The 23,753-nt window shown below is 44.0% G+C and carries 11 protein-coding genes; 9 read left to right on the forward strand and 2 right to left on the reverse strand.

What is annotated here, in order from left to right; genetic code table 11:
• Positions 1-2 precede the first annotated feature (2 nt).
• Together BLW31_RS09145 and BLW31_RS09150 are read right to left on the reverse strand one after the other, a co-directional pair.
• A complete protein-coding gene (locus tag BLW31_RS09145; protein WP_029425148.1) occupies positions 3-2,024 on the reverse strand; it encodes an alpha-galactosidase in 2,022 nt (673 codons plus the stop codon).
• Between the two features lie 178 nt (positions 2,025-2,202).
• The gene (locus tag BLW31_RS09150) at positions 2,203-6,234 is read right to left on the reverse strand and encodes a hybrid sensor histidine kinase/response regulator transcription factor (protein ID WP_010535910.1); all 4,032 of its coding nucleotides are present in this window, start codon (positions 6,232-6,234) and stop codon (positions 2,203-2,205) included.
• A gap of 177 nt (positions 6,235-6,411) precedes the next feature.
• Between BLW31_RS09150 and BLW31_RS09155 the strand changes: the two genes are divergently transcribed.
• From BLW31_RS09155 to BLW31_RS09195, 9 genes are all read left to right on the forward strand, one after another.
• Positions 6,412-8,841, forward strand: a complete 2,430-nt coding sequence (locus tag BLW31_RS09155) for a glycoside hydrolase family 95 protein (protein WP_029425150.1) — start codon at positions 6,412-6,414, stop codon at positions 8,839-8,841.
• A 440-nt stretch (positions 8,842-9,281) separates the two neighbouring features.
• Entirely contained in the window at positions 9,282-10,643 is a 1,362-nt protein-coding gene (locus BLW31_RS09160; protein WP_010535912.1) for a DUF4998 domain-containing protein, read from the forward strand.
• Positions 10,644-10,662: 19 nt separating this feature from the next.
• Positions 10,663-12,036 carry an IPT/TIG domain-containing protein gene (locus BLW31_RS09165; RefSeq protein ID WP_010535913.1) on the forward strand — a complete coding sequence of 458 codons (1,374 nt, stop codon included), beginning with the start codon at positions 10,663-10,665 and terminating at the stop codon, positions 12,034-12,036.
• A 29-nt stretch (positions 12,037-12,065) separates the two neighbouring features.
• Positions 12,066-15,188: a SusC/RagA family TonB-linked outer membrane protein gene (locus BLW31_RS09170; protein ID WP_010535914.1), complete on the forward strand. Its 3,123-nt coding sequence runs from the start codon at positions 12,066-12,068 to the stop codon at positions 15,186-15,188.
• A gap of 5 nt (positions 15,189-15,193) precedes the next feature.
• Positions 15,194-17,197: a RagB/SusD family nutrient uptake outer membrane protein gene (locus BLW31_RS09175; RefSeq protein ID WP_010535915.1), complete on the forward strand. Its 2,004-nt coding sequence runs from the start codon at positions 15,194-15,196 to the stop codon at positions 17,195-17,197.
• A gap of 30 nt (positions 17,198-17,227) precedes the next feature.
• A complete protein-coding gene (locus tag BLW31_RS09180) occupies positions 17,228-18,178 on the forward strand; it encodes a BT_3044 domain-containing protein (protein WP_010535916.1) in 951 nt (316 codons plus the stop codon).
• Positions 18,179-18,199: 21 nt separating this feature from the next.
• Positions 18,200-20,743 (forward strand): glycoside hydrolase family 3 C-terminal domain-containing protein, encoded by a 2,544-nt coding sequence (locus BLW31_RS09185; RefSeq protein WP_029425151.1) that lies wholly within the window; start codon positions 18,200-18,202, stop codon positions 20,741-20,743.
• Positions 20,744-20,998: 255 nt separating this feature from the next.
• Positions 20,999-21,676: an SGNH/GDSL hydrolase family protein gene (locus BLW31_RS09190; RefSeq protein WP_022301313.1), complete on the forward strand. Its 678-nt coding sequence runs from the start codon at positions 20,999-21,001 to the stop codon at positions 21,674-21,676.
• A gap of 34 nt (positions 21,677-21,710) precedes the next feature.
• Positions 21,711-23,735: a glycoside hydrolase family 97 protein gene (locus BLW31_RS09195; RefSeq protein ID WP_010535919.1), complete on the forward strand. Its 2,025-nt coding sequence runs from the start codon at positions 21,711-21,713 to the stop codon at positions 23,733-23,735.
• The last annotated feature ends 18 nt before the right edge of the window (positions 23,736-23,753 follow it).

Raw genomic sequence — 23,753 nt, forward strand, 5'->3', positions numbered from 1 at the left:
GGTTATTTAAATTCAAATAATTGCACATCTTTAGAGGGTACAGTTACTTCGAGCTGTCCTTCGGCAGAAGTCTCGTTGCCGCTCCATAATTCTTTCACCTGATAGCTGCGTGCTTTATCCAGCCCTATTCTTTCCAATGAGAGCGTAGTAGTCTGTTCCTGATCCGAATAGTTGAATACCGCACAATGGAAACGACCGTCAGGAGTCTGTCTTACAAAGATATGTTCCGACTTTTCCCCGTTTCCTTCTACCGGACGGAACACTTCTCCTGTTGCCACAGCATTTACCTCCGGATTCGTCAGGTATTTCTGTGACTTCTCTTTACCGTCTTTTCCCCCGCCTGCACTGAAATCATCTCCTGTAATGTAAATGCCGGTAATGACACCCGAAGTAATACGGGCACGGTTTTCCCCGTCAGTGGCATCTCTCAGCACGATATGATCGGCATCATTATATTGGTAGATATACTTCTGCCACCAGCCGTATGAAAGAGCATTCAATGTATATTCGGTATCCTTGATCTGATTCCAGGCATCACAGGCTATTCTGCGTGATTGCGCATACTGGGCAGGGAAGACAGGAGAAATGGACAGGTTGATATACATATCGCCAAAGTACTGGTTGAGCAACTTCATGCCATAATTATATCCTTGTATACCTGTCTTGATTTCGGGATTATACCATCTGTCGGCTTCCATTGCACCGTGTGTCATAAAGTCCATCTTTACATACTCAAATCCGGCACGGTGGAATAAACCGGAAGTCTTTTTCATCATAGCCTCCACTGCCGGATGCGTAGGGTCGACCGCATAAGCGCCATCCAGCTCCTGCGGCTTTCCGTTGGCATAGAGATAGATATCTTTGTACTTATATTCCGGTGCGGCATCCACCGTCCGTTCCGGGTCGCGTGCCCAGTCGGTGAACGGAGTCCAGTAGATACCACCGATCTGCCCGTTCGACTTACACTTTTCGATAAAGGATTTCAGCTGTTCTTCATTCATACAGTCCCAACCGGAATCCAGACCGATATAAACAGTCTGGTCGGGGTTTACGAAATGATTATTTTGCAGATTCTCCTTGAAGTAGTCGGAGACTTCCATCGCTTTCTCATACGTCAGGTTGAATTGTAATGCCCCCCAGCTGTTCCAACCAAATGGAACAGCTTTCTCCCATGCTTTGGGAGGGGCAATTACAGCGTTGGCTTTCGCATACGCTTCCAGTCCATCGCACCAATTTTCAAAGAAACCCAAAAAAACTTTAGGGGATTTAATCTTTTTACCTACTAATGCACCGTGAACTTTCACATCACGGGTCTGCTCATCTGCTATGCCCCCAAAACATACCAGCGAACCTATATTATCATTCATTCCCTTGCCTATCGAAACAGCTGTTTTCCAGTTGTCATGTTCTACGGAACCGATTACCAGGCCGTTCCGGCTTTCATTATTGAATATGGCTGTTACTTCATAACTAACCAACGTATCGAAACCAAGCGGATGAGACTGATATCTGATCCATTTGTCATTGTCGAACGGAACAAAAAGGGCACGGTTGTCACCTGCCTGCAAGAATCCGGAAATGGAATCGACATTGACCGGAGCCATTTTGGCGGAACTGATTTCCTCTTTCGCTTCTACCGTGAAGTCGGTCAGTATATATTCTTTATCCGGATAAAGATAGAAATACTGGGTCAGTTCAGGAAGTTCCTTATCCGTGTATTCTACCTTATATATATGTCCCTTCCCGAAAGAATCGGATACTTTGCCCGTACTGATTTTATGGCGGGCATAATCACTCGTCTTTATTTCCTTCCCTTCCCATTGATAGGAAGCATACATTCCGTTACAAATATTTTTTGACTTATAGGTGAGTGATATACCACCTTCCTGATCGTCATAAGTTATATTCCATACATCGGTAGAGAACGTTCCGCCTCCACCCGCACAGTTAGAAAAGAAAAGAAACAGAAGAAGCATCAGGGATACTCCGGACATTTTTTGTAGTAGCAGCTTTTGGTTTTTCATATGGTATAATATTCTAGTGTAAAAAAATAAAGCATACCCGAATAAGAAACTTTTTTTCTCTTATTAAGGTATGCCACAAAGGTAAGGATTGGCAACTCCTTTACTATGTACAAACGATTCAAAAAATGATAAAAATACGGCAAATAAGCTCCAATGCGGGCTAAGAGAGGTATTTTATCTATTTTGTTCCCGCTCCTGCATCGACATTCTTTATCTCCTGCGTGATAACGATCTGCTTGCCGGATTGGTATTGTTTCTCAAAATCTTTGGGGGTCATGCCGAATTGTTTCAGGAACAACTTGCTGAAATAAGACGGTGAATTGATACCGACCATGTAGCAGATATCTCCGATACGGTATTTCCCTTCCTGAATAAATTCGGCTGCCTTTTTTAGCTTGATCAACCGGATAAAATCAAGCGGAGACAAGTTGAACAGCGTCTTGATTTTCCTTAACAAACTGGAACGGCTCATACAGAGTATGTCTGCCATACGTTCTACACCGAAGTTGTCATCGGTTATATTATCTTCAATCACTTTGATCACCTTATTCATAAATTCTTCGTCCGCCTTATTCATCTGCATATTGTTGACGGAGAAGAACGGGCGTTTTGCGAAAGCTTCTCTCTCCCTGCGCCTATTGTCGAGCAAAGACAGGACTTGTTCTTTCAGATAATTGAAAGAGAAAGGTTTCTCCACATAGGCTTCCGCACCATATTTCAGACCGTTGATCTTGCTGTCGATATCATTTTTAGCTGTCAGGAAGATGATAGGGATATGAGAAAGTTCCATGTCCGATTTTACTTCCTTGCAAAGTTGGTAGCCATCCATTACAGGCATCATGATATCACTGATGATCAAGTCTATATGGCTGCTCCGCAATATTTCCAGCGCTTCTACCCCGTTCATCGCTGTCTCTACGGTAAAGCTTTCCTGCAAGCGTTCGTGAATAAAGGTCAGCATGCTTTCATTGTCTTCCACCAGCAGGAGGGTATATCCATATATATCTGTCGTGACGGGGGTATGTTCATCCAGTTCGACAATGTCCTTCTGTATGGTTTTATGGTTTTCCAGTTTCATGCCTTCCATATTCAAAGGAATGGTCAGTACAAAAACATTATTCTCCTGATTGGTATCCAGATAGATGGTACCTTTGTGCAATGACGCCAACGAACGTGCCAGAGACAATCCGATTCCCACCCCGTTGCGAGGCTTTTCTTTTCTGTCCACCTGATAGAAGGGTTCGAATATATACTGGCTGACTTCTGCCGGAATCTTGTTTCCGTCACTGGTGACACGAATCGTAAAGCTGCCCTCTCCCTTTTCCAGTTCCACAAGTACATTCCGGCTGGCATATTTCAACGCATTATTGAGCAGGTTGCTCAGTATCTTGGTTATCGCTTCTTTATCCACAGCTGCCCATACCTGCTCTTCTGTCGATTTCAACTGCAATTCTTTGCGGTTCAAACTGAACGTCACTTCAAAGCGTTCCACGATTCCGGCAAGAAGTTCGGTAATGTCCACACTCTCAAATTTCATGGTCAGCTTGTTGGCGCCAATCTTCTGGAAGTCCAGCAGTTGCCCGGTAAGTTCCAGCAGGCGTTTGGTGTTCTGAACCATCACACTGATATATTTCTTCATCTTGGGTTCCTGTATTTCCATTTCCCCAATGGCTTCAAGGGGACCGTTGATCAGGGTCAAAGGAGTGCGTACTTCATGCGCTATCTCTGTGAAGAAGTCTACTTTGGATTCGTACAGTTCTTTCTCCTTTTCAATCTCGAACAGCTTTTGCCGCTCTTCCAGTTGTTTCTCCTTGCGGCGTTTGTACCATAAGATGACACCTACCACAATGAGGATAATACATACGGTATATACAACGTACGCAATGACAGACTGCCACCACGGAGGAAGAATGATAATAGACAGAGAGCGTGTGGACGACTCGGACTTATTGCCGTGAGTAGCCTGCACCCGGAAGGTATATTTTCCCGGCGGAAGTTTGGCATACGAAATATTCTGGTTGCTGGCTGCCCGTACCCAGTCCCTGTCAAGTGGTTCCATACGATAATAGTATTGGTTGGACTCGGCAGTAGAGTAACTGAGCAAAGCCACGTCAAAACTGATATTGGACTGGTCGTAAGGCAATACAATTTCATCCGTATGTACGATGCATTGTTTTAAGGGTGAGGCGGGAGTATGAACCGTTACCTCCTTATTATATATACTAAACTTGGAAATGTAGACAGGAGGGAGCGGCTTCTCTTCTTCCTGAACCGTAGGGTCAAAAGCGATCAATCCGTCCACCCCGCCAAAATAGAATCGTCCATCCTGAGCTTTCAACGCCGACTGATAATTGAACTGGTTGCCCAACAGCCCGTCTTTGTTGGTAAAAACACGTATATCCTTACTCTCGGGATTAAACTTGACCAATCCTTTATTGGTGCCAAACCACAGATTTCCGGCATCGTCCTCCAAGATGTTATAAGCGACATCGTCCGGTAGTCCGTCTTCGATACTGAAAGTCGTAAAGTCATCCTGTGCTTCATTATACCTGCATATACCGCCACGGTCGGTAGAGAACCATATATTCCCCTTGCTGTCCTGCATGATGGAGCTGACGGAGTTCGAACTTAGAGAGTTGTCCACTCCTTCTTTATAAGAATAATTCTTATAAAAATTGGTTTTAGGATCACATTTCCATACACCATTTCCCATAGTAGCAAGCCAAATTATGCCATCTTTGGACTCCATTATATCAAAAACCCAGTTATATCCTACTTCTTCCACACGACGAAACTTCCTTTCCTTAGGTTGTGACACATATAATCCCCATCCAGGTCCTATCCAGGTACGACCTTTACTATCTTTTAAAAAACTATATACACTTCCTTCTTCAATATTCAATTCCTTATCACTGATATATTTAAGATGTTCACCAGGTATACTGATATCATTCATTCCTTGTTTAAATAATCCAACATATATATGATTTTCATAATGTTTTACTGATAGTGTAATGAGACGACCTGGAACATTATCATGTATCTGATGTACTTTACCTGTTCGAGGGTCCAATACATTAACACCATTATCTTCAGTACCTATCCAAATACACCCATTATTATCCTCTGCTAATCCACGGATACGTTTGGTATTCAAAGAATGTGAATCGCTCCCCGGTACGTATTTATCAAAAGTCAAGATACGATTAGGCAGATAGTTGACACCTCCAAACATTGTCCCGATCCAAATTCCTCCTTCATGATCTTTGTAAATAGAATAAATACTATTATCCGACAGGCTAAATGAACGCATCAAGTCTTCTTTCAAATGAATAACATTATTTTCTTTCTCATTAATAATGAAAATTCCATGAAGAGAGCCTACCCAAATTTCATCTCCGAAACACATCACATCTCGCAAAAATGTCTTTTTCTCACCAAGGAACGAAACTTCACTCAATTCATCTGTTCGAGTATTATATTTCAGCAAATCTCCTTCATGTATTCCCAAGATAGCATTCTCCTTCTGAAAACAAATACTTATAATTGTTTTGCCAATTAACGAACGTCCCATTCGGTCTGCCAGATATTGTTCAAACTTATCATCCCGATAATTATAATTGAATAAACCCACTCCTGAAGTGCCTACCCATACTTCACCCTGCTCATTGATACAAATACATTCCGGATTATTATTTTTTAAATTGTCTTTATCTAACAAAGAATAATGATGAACCTTTCCGTCTTTATAACGAAAAAGTCCCTGATCAGGAATCAACACCCAAATATTATCTAGTGAATCAGATAGGATTTCCGCTACCCAGTTATCAAGAGTTATTCCTTCTGATGAAGCTATTTTGAAACGTTTAAATACATCGACCGCCGGATTATATATATAAACTCCTCTGTCTGTACCAACCCATAAATTCCTTTCTTTATCCTCAAAAAGAGCACCAATATTATGATTACCCGTACCCTCCTCCAAATCATCACAATCAAATTGAAGAATGGAAGTTCCGTCATAGCGGTTGAGTCCGTTTTTTGTCCCAAACCACATAAATCCATAGCTATCCTGCAAGATTGCTTTTACATTACTTGCCGACAATCCATTTTCTCCATTGACATGAGTGAAATAAAAATCGGAACGTTCCTGCGCACGAACGACACAGATAGAGAGTAACAACAAATAGTTCAGGAGGAACAATCGCATCAGGTGTTTTTTCATATATTATAGAGCTATTATATTTGCTATGCGGGCAAATATACGCCAAAAAATGGTACACAGAAAGCAGTTGACGCATTTGTTTCAGTAATAGCCGCATTTGTGCATTTTTTAAATAACCTTCCCGGATACCTTTGCAGCATCATTGAATAACTATTTTATAACATGAGAAACATAACGAGATCATTAGGCCTGATTATCGGGGCCGCACTTCTGTTTAGTGGTTGCCTGCCATCGGAGGCGACCGAAGATACGATGAAATTATGGTATGACAAACCCGCCGACAAATGGATGAAATCTCTTCCTTTAGGAAACGGTCGTCTCGGAGCAATGGTATATGGTGGCGTGGAAACGGAAACCATCGGCCTGAACGAATCGACTATGTGGTCGGGAGAGTACGACGAACATCAACAACGCCCGTTGGGAAGAGAAAAACTCGACCAGATACGGAAGCTGTTTTTTGAAGACAACCTCGCCGAAGGCAACCACATTGCCGGAAACACGATGGCAGGAAGTCCTCATTCCGCCGGAACGCATCTTCCGATCGGTGACTTGAAACTGAATTTCACCTACCCGGAAGGAGAATTATCGGACTATCATCACGAACTGGACTTAACTACCGCCACCAATACCGTCACCTACAAAGTAGGCGATACAGAATATACCCGCCAGTGCATCGCCTCCAATCCGGATGACGTAATTGCGATGCATATAAAAGCCAGCCGTCCGGAATCCATCACAGTGGAACTGGAACTGCAGCTACTCCGGAATGCGGAAGTCGTAGCTTCCGGCAATCAACTGATTTATACCGGCAATGCCGAATTTGAAAAACACGGCAGAGGAGGCGTATTGTTTGAAGGACGCATCGCCGCAGAGATAAAAGGAGGGACCATCAAAGCGGACGGAAAGAAACTTCTCATCGACAAGGCTACGGAAGTACTCTTACTGTCTGACGTACGTACCAATTATAAGAATACGACATTTGCAGGATACGACTATCAGCAAAAATGCAAGGAAACAATTGAAGCAGCCTCCAAAAAGAGTTTCAAGACACTGAGAAATACACATGTAGAAGACTATACCCCACTTTTCTCCCGGGTAGCCCTCTCGTTCGGAGAAAATGGAAAATTCAGCCATTTACCAAACGACCAGCGCTGGGCACGAGTGAAAGCAGGAGAATCTGATCCGGGACTGGACGCTTTATTCTTCCAGTATGCCCGTTATCTGCTGATTTCGTCTTCACGTCCCAACTCTCCGCTACCCGTAGCACTGCAAGGGTTCTTCAATGATAATCTGGCTTGCCACATGGGCTGGACGAACGATTATCATCTGGATATCAATACGGAACAGAACTACTGGATCGCCAATGTAGGTAACCTGCCCGAGTGTCATCTCCCGCTTTTCGACTATATCAAAGACCTGTCTGTACATGGTTCAAAAATAGCTCAGGACTTATATGGCTGCAAAGGATGGACCGCCCACACTACATCGAATCCGTGGGGATACGCAGCCGTATCAGGCAGTATTCTCTGGGGACTGTTCCCGACCGCCTCTTCGTGGATCACTTCTCACGTGTGGACACAGTACGAATATACACAAGACAAAAACTTCCTGAAAGAAACCGCTTATCCTTTATTAAAGAGCAACGCTGAATTTCTGCTGGATTATATGGTGACAGATCCCCGGAACAATTACCTCGTGACGGGTCCCAGCATCTCACCGGAGAACAGTTTCCGCTATCAGGGGCAAGAGTTTTGCGCATCCATGATGCCGACCTGCGACCGTGTACTGGTTTATGAGATATTCTCCGCATGCCTGAAATCTACGGAAATATTGAATGTCGATGCTGCATTTGCCGACAGCCTCCGTACCGCCATCAGCAAACTCCCTCCTTTCCGCATCAGTGCCAACGGAGGAGTACAGGAATGGTTCGAAGACTACGAAGAAGCACATCCCAACCACCGTCACACCACACACTTGTTATCGCTCTATCCTTATTCGCAGATTACATTAAATAAAACACCCGAACTGGCGAATGCAGCCCGCATCACTATTGAAAGACGTCTGGCCGCCAAAGACTGGGAAGATACGGAATGGAGTCGTGCCAATATGATTTGCTTCTATGCCCGCCTGAAAGATCCGATAAAAGCATACAACAGTGTAAAGCAGTTATTAGGACCATTATCCCGCGAAAACATGTTCACTGTCTCTCCTGCCGGAATTGCCGGAGCAGGTGAAGATATCTTCGCCTTCGACGGAAACACAGCCGGAGCCGCAGGCATCGCAGAAATGTTGCTGCAAGGCTACGATAACCGGATTGAACTGCTTCCCTGTCTGCCGGAAGAATGGAAAAACGGAAGCTTCAAAGGACTTTGCGCCCGCGGTGGAATCGAACTGGATGCAAGCTGGAAAAATGCTCAGATAGAACAGACAGAATTAAGGGCATCCGTCCCGGCTGAATTCTCTTTCCGCATTTCAAATGCAAGTGCATATAACTGGAAAATGAACAAGAAAACATTCACACCGGAAATAAATGCGGACGGTTCGGTACAGATCAGTATGAATGCGGGAGATAAACTCACTGTTTCGCTGTAAAGGGAGTACTTGATCAATTAGTTTCTAGTACCGGAGTTGTCCGTTCCTAGTATGCGACCAAACGGAACAAAGTAACAGCCTTGCTTGTGCCAAGCCTTTGGCACAGTTATGCCACCCTATTGGCACGGTTATGCCAAGCCTTTGACACAGTTGTGCCAAAGGGATGGTACAAGCAAGAGCATACTATAAACTAATTTCAATAGCCTGTCGGCTACTCTTTAAAAAGAGCTTTTGCGGCAGACAATAGCGCGATATGGAAATAGTACGAGTTAAAACCTGCAGGACTCATAAAATAACAGGTATTATTCCCTATTTTGGCGCATTCTGACTAAAGTTTGCAGCATTCGTACTCAGATTTAAACCAGCTTTATCGTACGTTTGCAACACCAGATAACTAAAAAAAGAATAGATTAACCTTAAAAAATTAGGAGGAATTTACTATGAGTAAATATGTAAGTAAATTATCGAAAGTGGGTATATCGCTGTTTGCAGTCTTTTGCATGATGGCATGTCACACCGGAGAAATCGATCACAATTATGAGAACATGGTTTATGTCAATCAGAACTCATTGAACCTGTTCTTCGGAGATACGGAGCAACTGACCGCAAGCCCCACCGAAAGTACGTTTGAATGGACAAGTGAAGACCCATCTGTCGCCACAGTAAACAATAAAGGACTGGTAACCGCTACCGGAGTCGGCAACACACAAATCATCATTACGCAAGGAGAATGGACCCAAACAGTAGATGTAACCGTAAGCTTGCCCACATCCAAAGAAGTACTGGCACGCGCAGGAAATAAACGTGTTTTGATAGAAGTGACTATCGACAACGAAAAAGTTCAGAAGATGAACGTCGTATGCAACAACAACGACAGCTCTATCGAAGAAGATGTAAACTACAAAAGCGGCGTATTCAAATTCTATTATGACGACCTGGAAGAAAATAAAAAGTACGACTTTACAGTGACCTGTATAGACCGGTATGGAAATCAATCAAAACCGATCAATGTCTCTGCCAATGTGTACGGCGAATCATTCCAATCTACGCTGAGCAACCGTACGGTAGAAGTAGCTACCCGCTTCGGTAACGGACTGGTGGTGAAATGGAAAGACAAACCGGGAAGCTGTGTACTGAACTACAAAGACGAAGCAGGAAAAGAAGTAACCAAATACATCACTTCCGGTGAAGCAAATTCTTATTTATTGGATTTCGGTTCCGACTTATCATACGCAACTTATGCAGTTCCCGAAAGTAACGCCGCAGATACATTCTATGTGGCCCCTGCCATACTGGACAATTATGAGGATCTGCGTTCCATCCTTTCCGCTTCTGAAACCCGCGAGATTTCCGTTTTCAATTTCGACTTGGGAGGTGAAGGCATAGGTTATCATGACAACAGCGCTAACAATGAAGCCGGCTACAACTACCGGTCGGAAAAAGGTGATGACAACAGTCCCGGTGTGGATTTGGAATTCGGTATGAACATCGGATACACCGGCGAAGGCGAATGGCAGATGTTTACTCTCGACGTACAAGACGCAGGTACATATGCGTTCGACCTGTTCCGTTCTGTCAACAACAGTAACGGCGGATACTATTCGCTGGAAGTGGACGGCGTGCCAACCAATTCCGTATATATGATAAATGACAATGACTGGAGCGCCTTCAAATGGCAACATGATACTTATCCCGAAAATCAACCCAAACTTCACTTCACGAAAGGAAAACACACAGTGAAACTTGTCATTGGCGAGGGAGGTAACTTCAACTATAAATTCATACGTTTCACTTACGAATAATTAATGTTATATCAATATTATGAAGAAAAATTTAATACACCAAATTCTTTTTTTATTGTGCATAGGAGGATGTGCCCTGACAATCATCATCGCATCTTCCTGTGAAGATAAAACATCGGCTCAGGTACACAATCCCAATGAACCGATCACAGTCACTAATTTTTATCCGGACTCAGGTGGCATCGCTACGCAAGTGATTCTGAACGGGGAAAACTTCGGAACTGATTTGGAAAACATTGAGGTTTATTTTAATAATAAGAAAGCGGCATTAGTCGGCTCCTTGGGAAATAAGCTTTATGTCATTACTCCGCGCCGTCCGGGCGACGGTATGCCGGATGACGGTGATCCGGATCACGATCAGGTGGAAATCACCGTTAAAGTAGGCGAACAGTCGGCTGTATACGATAAGAAATTCGATTATCACATTCAGACGGTAGTTACCACATTGTGCGGACGTCCCGGCACAAGTGGCGTCAAAGTAGGTACACTGGGCGAAACGGAATTCCCTGAAGTCGGTTTCCTGGCTATTGATGCCGAAGATAATCTCTTTGTATGTCCGCGCGAACTGTGGGGAGCCAACAAACTGATTCTGATCAATGAAAAAGAAAACCAGTCTTCTATCATTATCGACAACGCAGGCCAATATCCGCTGAACCAGCCATGTATCATAGACAACGGATTAGGATTAGTGATTCCTACTGACGGTGGTAATACATTCTGGTCGGTCAACTCGATAGACTTCTGGACGCCCCGAAGAAGGGATTACATGGCAGCCGATGGAGAAGATGCAAGTAAAGTGAACACTACTTACAAACACTCATTCGCTTATTGCGAACTGGACAATCACTTCTACTGCCGTACCAAAGATGCCAACTTCTTCCTGAAGATTGACGGAAAAACAGGATATGCCTGGGTAATAGAAGTAGGCAATAATGATTTGTTAGCTACCTCTGACTGTTATATGACTTTCAGCCGGAAAGATCCGAAAAAACTCTACATGGCATTTACCAACCAGCATTGTATCGGTGTGTTTGAAGATATCACCGACCCGACCCGTGAAGGAAACTTCAGAATATATGCAGGAGACAAAGGACGTGCAGGACACGCTGACGGACAGGAGACAGAAGCACAGTTCAACAGCCCCCGCCAATTAGTATTGGACGAAGAAGAAAACCTTTACATTGCTGACTCCGGAAATCATTGTATTCGTAAAGTGACTCCCGAAGGTGTAGTCAGCACAGTAATCGGTAACCCGAACAGTTCGGGATATAAAGACGGAACGCCGGAAATCGCACTCTTCACCGAACCGTGGGGACTTGCCATCGACAGCGAAGGTACTATCTACATCGGCGACAAGGACAACCGTTGTGTCCGCAAACTCTCTATTGAATAACGCAGTAGGTCATTATAAACAATAACACTATGAAACATTTATATATTATAACCGCTTTTCTGCTCTGCTGCCTCTGCATCAAAGCACAAGAGCCAACCCAAAAAGAAAGTACAATCACCATTTCAGGTACGGTACTCGATGAATTCAACGCCCCGATTCCGGGTGCCAACGTCTTTTTGAAAGACCGTCCCGGTGTAGGTACCGTTACCAACATGGACGGTAAGTTTACCATCAAAGGAGCACAAATGGGCGATGTGATCACTCTGTCATTCCTTGGCTATGAAAAACAAGAAGTGAGAATTGACTCCAGACTGGACCGGAAAAACGCACAATTCAAACTGAAGCCTTCGACCAATACACTGGAAGAAACGGTGGTTGTCGGACTCGGCTCACAACGAAAAGTCAGCGTAGTAGGTGCCATAACGAATGTAGACGTAAAAGACCTGCAAACACCGGCTACCTCTATTCCCAATATGTTAGGCGGACGTGTACCGGGTATTATCTCCCTGCAAAACAGTGGTGAACCGGGAAAAAACATCTCTGAATTCTGGGTACGTGGTATCGGAACTTTCGGTGCCAACCAAGGTGCACTGGTACTGATTGACGGACTGGAAGGCAGTTTAAGTCAAATTGATCCGGCGGATATTGAGAGCTTCTCGGTATTGAAAGATGCTTCCGCCACAGCCGTTTACGGTACACGTGGTGCCAACGGTGTCGTACTGGTCACTACCAAACGCGGTGAAGTGGACAAACTGAAAATTACGGGACGTGCCAACCTGACCGTTTCCCACTTACAGAATATGCCCGAATACCTCGGTGCCTATGACTATGCAACGCTTGCCAACGAAGCAAAACTGGCTCGCGGCGAAGAAGCACTTTATTCGCCGATGGCGCTCGACCTGATCAAGTATCAGCTGGACCCCGATCTTTACCCGAATGTAAACTGGCGCGACCAGATTCTGAACAAGAATTCCCTGCAACAGACCTACTATATGAGTGCCCGTGGCGGCGGTAGTGTGGCCCGTTATTTCTTCAGCTTGGGTATGTCCAATGAAAACGCTGCCTACAAACAGGAAAAAAACTCTAAATACAGTACTGACGTAGCTTATCGTACTTATAACTATCGTAGTAATATCGATGTCAACCTGACTAAGACAACTACTGCCTATCTGGGTACGGAAGGTTATCTGTCTGAAAAGACCGAACCGGGAAACGTTTCGACTGACGCACTCTGGAGCGCCCAGCAAAGACTGACTCCGTTGACGATTCCTCTGCAATACTCTACCGGAGAACTGCCGGCATGGGGAGCAAACAACGAATACTCTCCCTACGTCATGCTGAACCACACCGGAAAAGCGAAATGGCGCAGATTCACAAACAAAGTGACACTGGCTGTTACTCAGGATTTGCCTTTCATCACCAAAGGACTGAAGTTAAGGGCACAGATTGCTTACGACTCGGAAAGTTATCTGAAAGAAATACGTAAAGTACTGCCGGAAATGTACTATGCCAGCGGACGTACTGTAGATGGTACTTTAATTATGCGCAAAGTAGTAGATGCCCAAACTGCCACCTATAATAAGGATGAAGAGTCACAATGGAATAAGCTGCATTTTGAATCTACTCTAAACTATGACCGTGCATTCGGTGATCATCGTGTCGGCGGTTTGGTTTACTATTATATGAGCAGCTATCAAAGCACATGGTGCGATATACACGGTTATAATTGTAATGTAAATGTAGATAATGTACCTAAACGCTACCAAGGCTTATCCGGTCGTTTAACATACGGATTCCGTGATACATATATGATTGATTTGAACTTCGGTTATACCGGTTCCGAGAATTTCCAGAAAGGACGTCGTTTTGGCTTCTTCCCCTCCGTTGCCCTTGGTTGGGTACCGACCAATTATGATTTCGTACGCGAAACATTGCCTTGGTTGAGTTTTTTGAAAATCAGAGGATCATGGGGTTCGGTAGGTAACGACCGTATTACCAACAAACGTTTTCCCTATCTAACTATTATGAATGAAAATGCTAATAAAGGATGGAACGGAAGCAGTGGTGTAACGGAGCAGTCAGTCGGTGCCGATAACCTCCAATGGGAAAAAGCTATCAAACTGGATTTGGGTATTGAAGGAAAATTATTCAACGAACAGGTAGACTTTACAGTAGACTTTTTCCGCGATACCCGCAACGACATCTTCCAACAACGCACGATGGTACCCGACTATATCGGATTGGCAGAACAACCTTTCGGAAACGTGGGTAGCATGGTCAGCTACGGAGCCGACGGAAACATTTCATTCACACAGGATATTGGTAAAGACTTCTCGTTTACCCTTCGTGGTAACTTTACGTACACAGCCAATATGGTGAAAAACTGGGAAGAAGCTTTCCAAAAATATTCTTATCAGGAAAGAGCAGACAAACCTTACGAATATTATGCCGGCTACATCGCATTAGGATTGTTCCGCGATGAAGACGATGTGAAGTTCAGTCCCGACCAGAGCGGAATTGCCGGACGTAAAGTACTCCCGGGTGATATCAAATACAAAGATGTGAATGGTGACGGTGTTATCAACTCCGACGACCAGGTGCCTCTTTCTTACAAGGCGAACTATCCGCGTCTGATGTACGGATTCGGTGGAGAAGTACGCTGGAAAAAACTGACACTGGGATTCTTATTCAAAGGAACAGGCAATGTAGACAACTTCTGTGTGGATGGCTACAAAGCATTCGGATTCCTCCCATTCTCTTCCGGAGAAACAGGAAATACACTGGCTATCACCGCCAATCAAGCAAACCGCTGGACACCGCGCGAAATATCGGGCGATGCGTCCACCGAAAATCCGAACGCTATGTTCCCGCGTCTTTCTTACGGAAATGACCACAACAGTACACAGCCTTCTACGTTCTGGAAAGCCAATGTCCGCTACTTGCGTTTGCAGGAAATCAACCTCAACTACAACCTGAGTGCCGGCAAGATTCTGAAACAACTGGGTGTTTCGTCACTCGACTTACAGTTTGTAGCTTCCAACATCTGCGTATGGAGCCCATTCAAACATTTCGATCCGGAACAGGCATATTACAACGGAGGAGCCTATCCTATACCGGCCCGCTATGCTTTTCAGATGTATATTAACTTCTAAAAATAATGAATCGTATGAAAACCAAAATAAGCCAGATTATATCGAAGGGGCTTCTCTTCGCATTTATCGTCCTGTTAGGCTCTTGCAATTACCTGGACGTAGACCAATATTTCGACGATACACTGAAGTTTGATTCCGTATTCACACAGAAACGTTATTTTGAAGCGTACCTGTGGGGTGCAGCCGGACAATTGCCCGACGAAAGCAGAATCTTCGGTCACGAATATGCACCGGGCATTACTGCCGGCGATGATATCTTCACTGTAATGAGCAGCGACATCTTCCGCGGATCAGCTTTTGCACTGGGATATGTGAATCCTGATAATCTGAGAGGTATGAACGTCTGGAGTGACATGTACAAAGTAATCCGTAAAGCCAACCTGATGCTGGCACGTATGGACGAATGTCAGGATATGACAGCACTCGACCGCCGTAATTATACCGGCTATATTCACTTCCTGCGCGGTTACGCCTATTATCATATTCTGATGACTTGCGGTCCTGCAATTCTTGTAGGCGACGAAATATTCGAAAGTAACCTGGACGGCCCTGCTTACAACACTTATCGTGCCACTTATGACGAGACAGTAGAATACATCTGCTCGGAACTGGAAACAGCAGCGGCATACCTTCCGTTAAAAGCCTCTATCGCACAGTTTGAACGCCCCACAAAGGGAGCCGCTTACGCGCTGATAGCCCGTCTCCGCCTGCATGCCGCTTCACCGCTTTTCAACGGAACATCCACTGCCCGTCTCTACTTCGGCAACTGGAAACGTACTTACGATAAAGCATATTACATCAATCAAAACTATAGCGAAGAAAAATGGGCATTAGCTGCTGCTGCCTGCAAACGGGTGATTGATATGAATGTCTACGAACTGTTCACAGTGAGCAAAGACCAGAACACTCCGCAACTGCCGGCAGGTGTTCCTACAGAAAACTTCCCGAATGGAGCCGGAGGCATCGACCCGTTCAAGTCCTATTCTCACATGTTCACAGGAGACGAACCGTTCAAGAACAATAATGAAGTTATCTGGGGACGTATCTCCGAAGAGGTAAAAGGATATACACAACAATCGTTCCCGCAATATATGGGTGGATACAACGGTATGGGGCTGACACAGAAAATGATCGATGCTTACCGTATGGAAGACGGAAAAACAATCGAAGAAGCCATGGCAGTCGGAGAATATAAAGAAGGCCCTAACGACTTTACTTCCGGACCTCGTGATTTCTCGGACTATCATCTCAACGGCAATATCTGGCAGATGTATGCCAACCGTGAAATGCGTTTCTACGCCTGCGTAGGTTTCAACGGATGTTATTGGCCTGCTACATCGACTACCGACGGTTCTTACCGTCTGCAAACCGTGAAATACTGCATGGACGGTAATGCCGGCAAATATGCAGGTACAGTGGGTAGTGACAACTACACTCCTACAGGTTATGTGATCAAGAAATACATTTCTTCTTATGACGCATGGCGTGGCAACAGCAGCGAACGTTACGAAAAAGGATTCCCTATCATCCGTTATGCTGAAATATTGCTGTCGTATGCCGAAGCATTGAACCAGTTGACCACCACTCATGCCATCACACTGCCTACCGGCGAATCATACAGTTTGTCACGTGATGTGGACGAAATGGCCAAAGCGTTTAATCAGGTACGCTACCGTGCCGGATTACCGGGACTTACTCAGGCCCAACTGGAAAGTCCTACGGAAATGTTCGAGCAAATCAAGCGTGAACGTATGGTAGAGTTCCTGGGTGAAGGACGCCGGTTCTACGATGTACGTCGCTGGGGTATTTATGAAGATGTGGATTCAGAACCTATCATGGGCCTCAACATCGCAGCCAACGAATTCGGTGGTTTCTACCAACGTACTGTTGTGGACGAGAAAAATTACCGTGACCGTGTAGTACACAGAAAACTGTTGTTCTTGCCTATCAGCAAATCCGAATTGAGAAAAGTAGAATTACTAGACCAGAATCCGGGATATAACAACTAATTTTGAATCATCAGTAAAACAGATAATCAAATGAAAACAATGATAAAAAAAGCCGGTTATTTTCTGGCATTGCTTGCCCTGACAGCCTGCGAATCTTTCGACTTTGAACAGGAAATGGGACAAAAGATAATTTGTATCATCAGTGACAACGATCTGGTATATACCGGTATGCACGACCTCAACGAAACAGAAAGTACCGGATATATCTCCATCAACTGCGGCGGTTCCCTTCGAATCGACCGGGATGTGGACGTAACACTGGAATATGCTCCGGAAGTATTGCAGAATTATAATAAAATAAAGTACGACATTGACCAGTCAAAGTATGCCAAAGAACTTCCTTCAAAGTATTACTCCATCGCTCAGATGGGAGTCACTTTGAAAGCCAGCAGCCCTGACACATATAATGTGATGCCGATTCAGGTAAAACCTGAAGGGCTGTCACCCGACTCGATTTACCTTATTCCAATGCGTATCAAGAGTGTGTCGGCTTATTCTGTCAATCCGAACAAGTCTCAGGTACTTTATCAGGTACAGATGAAAAACCTCTATGCACGTACTGACGAATCTACTATCTACAATGCTGCCGGAAAGCTACAGAAAGAAGGGGAATCGCAACGTGACGCAGCCGCTTCACAGACATTCCACCCGCTTACGAAAAACTCATTCCGTATCTTTGCCGGTATCAAGGGATATGAGAAAAATGAAGAAGTCATCAAAAAGAACGGTATCATAGTTACAGTGAACGAGGACAACAGTCTGACCATGAAACCATACAACGCAGACTTTATCGAAGTGGCTTCCATCGATGAAGAACAACCCGATTATTATGGAAATTATGAATTGTCGGATGTTTACGGCGGAAAGAAACGCCAACGTTTCAACTTCAAATACAAATACCGTTTCAAAGGCGAATCAAAATGGGAGATTGTCGATATACGTTCTTTACGCAGTGTCACACTCGACTTGATAAACGAATAAATAACACTAAAATAACATAGAATGAAGAAACTAATTTTACTTTTAATTTTCATGCAGTTAGGGGCGGCAGTATCAAAGGCTCAGGATTTATATAAAAATATGAATGCCCCCATACACGAAAGAGTACAGGATCTGTTATCGAAACTGACAATAGAGGAAAAGGTCTCTTTGCTTCGTGCTACTTCCCCGGGAATCGAGCGTATGGGAATTGATAAATATTACATGGGAAATGAAGCGTTACACGGAATCATCCGCCCGGGAAAATTTACAGTTTTCCCGCAGGCAATCGGACTGGCCAGTATGTGGAATCCCGAATTACATCATATCATTGCCGGCGTCATTTCGGACGAAGCCCGTGCCCGCTGGAATGAACTGGAACGGGGAAAGAAACAAAAAGACCAGTTCAGTGACTTATTAACATTCTGGTCACCGACTGTCAATATGGCTCGTGACCCGCGTTGGGGACGTACCCCGGAGACGTATGGAGAAGATCCCTATTTATCCGGAGTATTGGGTACCGCTTTTGTGAAAGGATTACAAGGAGACCATCCGCGTTATCTGAAAGCTGTAGCTACTCCCAAGCATTTTGCCGCCAACAACGAAGAACATAATCGTTTTTATTGCGATGCAGCTATCACCGAAACGGACTTAAGGGAATATTATTTCCCGGCATTTGAGAAATGTATCCGCGAAGGAAAAGCGGAATCCATCATGACAGCTTACAATGCCATCAATGGGGTGCCATGTACTGCCAACAACTGGTTATTGAATAAAGTATTGAAACAGGACTGGGGTTTCAACGGATACATCGTATCCGATTGCGGTGCTCCCGGACTGTTAATGACTGACCATCGTTATGTGAAAACTCCGGAAGCGGCAGCCATGATAGCTATCAAAGCCGGACTGGATGTAGAATGTGGAGACTATGTTTTTGCCAACCCACTATTAAACGCTTACAAACAATATATGGTCAGTGCTGCCGAAATAGACAGTGCAGCCTACCGTGTACTGCGTGCACGTATGCGTTTAGGCATGTTTGATGATCCGGAAAAGAATCCGTATAATCACCTGTCCCCTGAAATCGTAGGTTGTAAGAAACATCATGACCTGGCTCTCGAAGCTGCCCGTCAGAGTATTGTATTGCTCAAAAACCAGCAAAATACTCTCCCGCTGAATGCACAGAAAATCAAGTCAATAGCTGTGGTAGGTATCAATGCCGCCAACTGCGAATTTGGTGATTACAGCGGAACTCCGGTCAATGCTCCGGTATCTGTGCTGGATGGTATCCGCAACCGGGTAGGCAATGAAATAAAAGTAGTACATGCACCATGGGTATCTTCGGAAGAAGGTTATCAGCTTATTTCTCCGACCCATCTTCCTAACGGACTAAAGGCTGAATATTATGACAATCCTACTTTCCAGGGAACTCCTAAAACCCGTGTAGACAAAGGAATCAACTTCGAACCGAAAAATCAGGCTCCGGACCCGTTCCTGCCTAAATCTCCGCTTTCTATTCGCTGGACAGGTGAATTAGTTCCGAATATATCCGGTGAATACGTGTTCAGCTTCACCAGCGACGATGGTTGCCGGTTGTACATCGATGATCAATTGGTCATAGACGACTGGAATGTACACAGTGTACGTACAGAAAAAGGTTCTATCTCACTGGAGAAAGGAAAGAAGTATCAGTTGAAAGCCGAATATTTCGACAATGGAGGTGAAGCGATCGCCAGACTTCATTGGCGTGTACCCAGCACAGATCAGTATGACATGCTGAATATGTATGGAGATGCCTCAAAAATTATCCGTGAATCTGATGTTGTCATCGCAGTAATGGGTATCAACCAATCCATCGAACGTGAAGGACAGGACAGAAACTCCATTGAATTACCCAAAGACCAGCAAATCTTTATCCGTGAAGCTTATAAAGCCAATCCGAATACAATTGTTGTATTGGTTGCCGGCAGTTCTATGGCAATAGGATGGATGGATCAGCATATTCCGGCTATTATTGATGCCTGGTATCCGGGAGAACAAGGTGGAACGGCTATCGCTGAAGTTCTGTTTGGAGACTATAACCCGGCTGGTCGCCTGCCGTTGACTTTCTACAACAGCATTGAAGATCTTCCTGCTTTTGATGATTACAATGTAAAGAACAACCGTACTTATATGTATTTCGAAGGCAAGCCTTTGTATGCCTTCGGCTATGGACTCAGCTATACTAAATTTGATTACCGCAATTTGAATATCAAGCAAGATACTCAAAACGTTACTTTAAACTTCTCTATAAAGAACAGTGGTAAATACAATGGTGACGAAGTAGCTCAAGTATATGTGAAATTCCCCGATCAGGGAATCAAGACTCCATTGAAACAACTCAAAGGATTTAAACGTGTGCACATCAAGAAAGGAGCTACCGAACAAATATCCATAGAAATTCCGAAAGAAGAATTACGTCTGTGGGATGACCAGAAGAAACAATTCTATACACCTTCGGGAACATACCATTTCATGGTCGGCAAATCTTCTGATAATATCTGTTTGCAAAAGACAGCGGAACTATAATTGTTCCATAAGAAGGCAGGCTGATAGTATTAATAGTCACCTCAATACTGTAAATGCGGAGATACTGATTCTAAATAAAGAACGGTATTCTCCGCATTTCTCTATCATCACAGTCAGATTAAAAATAGATACTGTAAAACGCGGAAATAAACCGTTTGCTGCAAATGTTTCATTTTTTGCTCTGTTTATATATACTTTCCAGCTTATTCTTGACTACTTTTGACACATCAAATTTATTCATTTATTCTAATTATCATGAAACACGTAATTACATTCATCCTATTGTTTTTGTGTATCCCCGTATTTGCCCAACAAAAGATTGCACGCGAATATATCGAATGGTCTGACATCTGGATTCCCGGAGCCAACAAAACAGACCTTCCCCATGTATTGCTTATCGGTAATTCCATCACACGCGGATATTACGGAAAAGTAGAAGAAGCACTGAAAGAAAAGGCATATGTAGGACGGCTTTCCAATTCGAAAAGTGTAGGAGATCCGGCTTTAATCGACGAACTGGCAGTGATACTCAAAAACACCAAGTTCGATGTTATCCATTTCAATAATGGCTTGCACGGATTCGATTATACCGAAGAAGAATATGATAAAAGTTTCCCTCAATTAATCAAAGTCATCCGTAAATATGCCCCTAAAGCAAAACTGATCTGGGCAACTACCACTCCTGTCCGCACTGGAGAAGGTATGAAAGAATTTGCTCCCATCACCGAACGATTAAAAGTCCGTAACCAAATTGCACTGAAACATATCAATCGTGCCGGCATAGAGGTGAATGACTTATGGAAAGTGGTCATCGATCATCCCGAATATTATGCAGGCGGAGACGGAACACACCCGGTCGATGCAGGATATTCAGCTTTAGCTGCCCAAGTCGTTTCCGTTCTGAAAGACAAGTTACAACAAACTCATAAATAAACAAACTATCTGTCATTGACTAAAACCGAATCATATGGATAAGAAAAAAATCTGTTATTTAATACTCCTTTGTTTATTCTCTCTGAGCTGTACACTACAGGCTGAGAAATACGAAACTGTTTCTCCTGACGGAAAACTGAAGATTAAACTGAAAATAGACAACGGTACCCAATATGAAGTATGGTACGATCATACACAACTGATACTCCCCTCTTCCATCGGCTTACATCTGGCTGACGGCAGAGTAATCGGTAACGGAAGTGTAAAGTCGGCTAAGAAAAGAAAAGTCGATCAGACCATCGACGTACCTGTCGGGAAAAATAAAGTATTACAGGATGCTTATAATGAACTGACCATTTCTTTTACTGATAACTACGATCTCGTGGTACGTGCTTATGATGAAGGAGTAGCCTATCAGTTCGTTACCCGTCTGGACGGAGAAATAACGATTATCAGTGAAGATGCCATTTTCAATTTCGCTTCTACTCCGACTATCTATTATCCGGAATGCGATGCTAATTATTCCGGCGAAACAGACCAGTCCGGTCGCACCCACCAGATACATCAGGGATACAGGAACTTCGAAAGGCTCTATAAAGTGTACAAAGGTCCGTTGGAAATACCTTACGAACATTTCGCTGTTTCTCCGGTATTATACGAATATCCCGATTCTCCCTATAAAGTAGTCATTACAGAATCGAATACCTATGATTATCCGGCTCTGTACATGGAATCCAACGGCTACAATTCCATGCGGGGAAAGTGGGCTAACTACCCGAAAGAAACAATGGATTCCGATCCGTCAAATCCTTATTACTGGTACTCCAATCATCTGGTTATCTCCAGAGAAAATTACATTGCAAAAACGGACGGAAACCGTAGCTTTCCCTGGCGGGTAATCATTGTCTCGGAAGAAGATAAATCATTGTTGAATAATGAACTGGTATATAAACTGGCCGATCCTTGCCGTCTGACCGATACTTCCTGGATTCAACCGGGCAAAAGTGCATGGGAATGGTGGCATAAAGCAGTTCTGGAAGGGGTTGACTTCCCCAGTGGAAATAAGCAGCTATCGTTCCAGTTATATAAATACTACGTAGACTGGGCTTCAAAGAATCATATCGAATATATGACTTTAGATGCTGGATGGTCCGAAGACTATCTGAAAGAACTATGTTCATACGCCAAAGAAAGGAATGTGAAGATTATCGTCTGGACATGGGCCAGTTGTGCCAAAGAAAATCCCAGCGACTGGATCGCAAAAATGCACAGTTACGGAGTATCCGGAGCAAAAATCGACTTCTTCGAACGAAATGACCAGATAGCTATGCGATGGGGAAAAGAGTTTGCCGAACGTCTGGCGGAAAAGAAAATGGTAGCTGTTTTCCATGGCTGTCCCGTTCCTACCGGATTGCATCGTACATATCCCAACATATTGAATTATGAAGCTGTAAGAGGAGCGGAATGTAACTTCTGGGAAAAGACGTTAACTCCCGAATATCACACCCGTTTCCCGTTCATCCGTTTATTGGCAGGACCGGCGGATTACACTCCGGGATCGATGAGAAGTGTCACTCAAAGTGAATTCAAACCAATGGATATAGATAATACTCCGCCTATGAGCATGGGAACACGTTCGCACGAATTATCCATGTTTGTTATTTACGATCAATGGATGGCTTATTTGTGCGACTCACCGACCGAATACAATAAATATCCGGATGTGCTCGACTTCCTTTCTAAAGTTCCTGCCGTATGGGATAAGACCTTGCCATTGCAAGCAAAATTAAGCGAATACATCGTGACAGCCAAACAAAAAGGCAATGACTGGTATGTGGGCGGAATGACCAACTGGGATGCCCGTTCCACGGAAATAAACCTCAACTTCCTGAAAGACAATCTCTCCTATCAGGCAACTATCTTTAAAGACGCTCCAAATTCCTATGAGCAACCTAAAGAATATATGGTAGAGAAAAGAACAGTGGATAATAAAACTATATTGAATATGGATATGGCAAAAGGCGGTGGATTCGTTATCCGTCTGGAAGCAGAAAACTAATATCGCTATGAATGAAAT

Source organism: Bacteroides faecis MAJ27 (assembly GCF_900106755.1).
In the GTDB taxonomy this organism is placed as follows: Bacteria; Bacteroidota; Bacteroidia; order Bacteroidales; family Bacteroidaceae; genus Bacteroides; species Bacteroides faecis.